The 1917-nt window shown below is 40.0% G+C and carries 2 protein-coding genes; both read right to left on the bottom strand.

Annotated features, from left to right (window positions below):
• Positions 1-54 precede the first annotated feature (54 nt).
• Positions 55-507: a transcriptional regulator NrdR gene (nrdR, locus tag F3741_12760; protein ID MZG31647.1), complete on the bottom strand. Its 453-nt coding sequence runs from the start codon at positions 505-507 to the stop codon at positions 55-57.
• A 6-nt stretch (positions 508-513) separates the two neighbouring features.
• The gene (locus F3741_12755; GenBank protein ID MZG31646.1) at positions 514-1767 is read right to left on the bottom strand and encodes a serine hydroxymethyltransferase; all 1254 of its coding nucleotides are present in this window, start codon (positions 1765-1767) and stop codon (positions 514-516) included.
• Between the last annotated feature and the right edge of the window lie 150 nt (positions 1768-1917).

Here is a 1917-nt window from a genome sequence, read left to right as displayed (position 1 = left end):
TGCGAAGCTCCACACTCTCGGCATACAAACTCAACTTTAGTTTTAGCCATAAGATTACTTGTTCATTAATTTATCAATTTCGCTCTTAAATGCCTCAATATCTTGAAATTGCCTGTAGACTGAGGCAAAACGAATATAAGCAACCTCATCAAGAGCTTGTAGTTCCTCCATGACCCACTCTCCCAGGGTAGAGGAAGGAACTTCTCTATCATTTTGTGCCATCAGTCTTCTTTGAATTTTTTGGATTGCAGTCTCTATTTTAGAAATCTCAACAGGTCTTTTTTCAAGCGCTTTTAATAGTCCGGATCGAAGCTTATCTTCACTAAAAGCTTGTCTAGAATCATCGCTCTTTATCAGTCTGGGAAGGTTTAAATCAACGGTCTCTCTTGTAGAATGCCTCTCTCCACAGGCTATACACTCTCTTCTTCTTCTGACTTGTGAGCCATCATCTAGCAGCCTTGTATCTAGAACCTTGGTGTCATCTGATTGACAAAAAGGACAACGCATTCTTGTCTATTTGTAGACTGGAAATCTTGAGCAAAGCTCTTCAACTTTGGCTCGTACTTCGTTTACTACGTCTGGATTCTCAATATCATCACAAATATCACATATCCAGTGAGTAATGTCTCTACATTCAGACTCCCCAAATCCTCGGGTTGTAGCTGCAGGAGTTCCAATTCGAATTCCACTGGTTACAAACGGTGATTGTGGATCATTAGGAACAGAGTTTTTGTTTACTGTAATATGGGCAGATCCCAAGGTTGCATCGACTGCTTTTCCTGTCAGGCCTTGCTCGATAAAACTCACTAAGAATACATGGTTATCGGTACCTCCAGAAACGACATCGTAGCCTCTTTCCATGAAAACACTTGCCATGGCTCTTGCATTGATCACTACTTGTTTTTGATAAGATTTAAAGTCGTCACTTAATGCTTCTTTGAAAGCAACCGCTTTAGCAGCAATAATGTGCATCAATGGGCCGCCCTGGATTCCTGGAAAAATTGCGGAATCTAATTTTTTCTCTATTTCTTCATTGGCCTTTGCCAGAATCAGCCCTCCTCGAGGCCCTCTGAGTGTTTTATGAGTAGTTGTTGTACAAACATCAGCAATATTAATTGGGGATGGGTAATCACCTGTTGCAATAAGGCCAGCAACATGAGCCATATCAACAAGTAAATATGCACCAACCATATCGGCAATATCTCTAAACCGTTGCCAATCAATAACTCTAGAGTACGCAGAGAATCCAGCTATGATCATTTTGGGCATGTGCTCTTTAGCCAACTCTTCCACCTGGTTATAATCAATCTCACCCGTCGACTCGTCAAGACCATACTGAACAGCATTAAAGTTTTTTCCAGAGAAAGACGGTGCTGCGCCATGTGTCAAGTGCCCACCATGAGCCAAGCTCATTCCAAGAATTGTGTCACCAGGTACAAGGAGTGCCTGAAATACGGCGGCATTTGCAGTTGACCCTGAGTGTGGCTGAACGTTGGCATAGGCTGCACCAAAGAGTTCTTTTGCACGACTTATAGCCAAATCTTCAGCCATATCGACATACTCACACCCACCATAGTACCTTTTTGATGGATAACCTTCAGCATATTTGTTAGTCAGTTGAGAACCTTGTGCGGTCATCACTGCAGGCGATGTGTAGTTTTCTGATGCAATTAATTCGATATGCGCTTCTTGTCTTGCTTCCTCAGCATCAATAACTTTTGCAATTTCAGAATCGACATCGTTTAAGGTGAGATTTTTATCAAACATGGAGACTTCCTAAATAGATGAAAAAAAACGGTATTTTAACCTAGATATTTTAACAAGAATATAGCTTAATGACTCTTTTTTTCTAAATCAATTTTTTTGATAATTATATGATTTTAATAAAATTTTTTAAAACTTTAAAATTCATCTTTT

The sequence above is a fragment of the Nitrospinota bacterium genome, from assembly GCA_009873635.1.
Classification (GTDB): domain Bacteria; phylum Nitrospinota; class Nitrospinia; order Nitrospinales; family VA-1; genus LS-NOB.
Note: the sequence above shows the minus strand (reverse complement) of the source record. Positions and strands in the feature narration are given on the sequence as shown.

Coding starts and splice junctions, on each gene's coding strand:
- nrdR (MZG31647.1), bottom strand. CDS start 507: ATGCGTTGTCCTTTTTGTCAATCAGATGACACCAAGGTTCTAGATACA.
- F3741_12755 (MZG31646.1), bottom strand. CDS start 1,767: ATGTTTGATAAAAATCTCACCTTAAACGATGTCGATTCTGAAATTGCA.